Genomic DNA, 1,598 nt, shown 5'->3' with positions numbered 1-1,598 from the left:
TCGTCACCTTCTGTACCATCAGCATCAAATTGTGCAACTTTGAAATCAGGTTTCGTCCATTTGCCTTCCTCATACTTAGTTCCGCCACCAAAATATTCCGCAAGGGAACTGTTCGTAGAATGGAGCTGGGATCCATTAACAGCATCCGTTGAGTTAGCAGCAACATCTCCATCCTTAAGAGACGTGATCTTGCTGTTGCCTTTTTTCTCTCCTTCTCCATGCTGCGCACTAAAGGCATTTGCATCTTTGCTCCACGACAACGAATCCTGTGCAACTCCTTGTGAAACTTCCTTAATACGAGCGTTCACATTCTTGATACTCGTATCAATGCCTTCAAAAGCTGTACCAACATCGGTAAAGTCAGCTTCTTCTTCCTTACCGTCTTTAGAAACCTTAGATAATTTATAGGTAGGTCCCGTGAAAGCACCATTTGTAAAAGCTGTACCACCACCTAAAAACTTCGCAACATCTTCAGAGAGGGTATGAATTTGTCCACCATTAATGGCATCACGTGAATCCTTTGTAAGGCTGCCAACAGCTACATTATGAAGAGCAACGGGCTTAGCATCTTTACCTTTCCCCAACGTCACACTTTCATAATTAATGGTGTTTTCTTCATCTGTATTTTTATCATAATGAACAACAGCTGATTCATCAGATTGAAGATTATCAGAGAGATCTTTTAAACCCTTATCAAGTTGACCTTTGTTAACAGCTTCATTGTCATTCGCCGCTTCCTTTACACCGGAAATAACCCGATCAGCACCACTCTTATTTGCAATATTGATTGTAGCACCATCTGTCTCCGTACCAATCTTGATAGTCTTGCTGTCTGTATCCTGTTTAACTAGGCTATCACCTACAACCTTGGTAAGCTCTTTTTTTACATTTGTGATAGAAGTACCTACACCCTCAAAGGCGGAAGCTACATCAGTATAGCTCTTCTCTTCATCCTTGCCATCTTCCTTAACAGTCTTAACCTTGAAAGTGGGAGCGGTCCAGTTTCCACTCTCATACTTGGCACCTCCGCCAAAATACGTAGCAACCTTATCACCTAATGAATAAAGCTGAGAACCATTAACCGCATCACTTGAGTCTTTAGAAATGTCTCCATTCGCAAGATACTTAATCTTGCTGTTGCTTTTCACATCTTCTTTTTTTCCATGATGAGCCACAAACGCACCCTCATCATCACTCCACATCAACGCATTCTGACCAATGTTTTCAGTAACTTCTTTCTGTATATCCGTGAGAGAACTATCAACCCCAGCAAAAGCAGAACCAACATCATTATAGTCCTTGCCCTTAACTGTATAAGTTGGCTGTGTTCCCTTCAAAACATCCGCCTTACCGCCTAAATATTTTGATGTATTCTCAGCTACTGTTTTCAAATCATTTGTTACTGTAGTAACATTTTTATTGGTTGTAAAAAGCTGCGAGCCATTCACCGCATCCGTTGAGCTTTCTGAGAGTGTTCCAGCACTCACTCCGGAAAGTTTCCGCGTTGCATTTTCATTGTTGAGAATACTTACTTCCGTACCGCCTGCTGCCTTACCTATAGTGATAACACCCGATCCCCCCGCACGAAGACTACGACT

General features: G+C 42.0%; 1 pseudogene. It reads right to left on the bottom strand.

Annotated features, from left to right (window positions below):
• A pseudogene (locus tag ACFINZ_RS09520) lies at positions 1-1,598 on the bottom strand (hypothetical protein); the annotation flags it as partial.

The organism is Bartonella sp. AA81SXKL (genome assembly GCF_042196945.1).
Taxonomy (GTDB): domain Bacteria; phylum Pseudomonadota; class Alphaproteobacteria; order Rhizobiales; family Rhizobiaceae; genus Bartonella.
The sequence above is the reverse complement of the archived record's forward strand: the minus strand, read 5'-3'. Positions and strand labels throughout refer to the sequence as shown.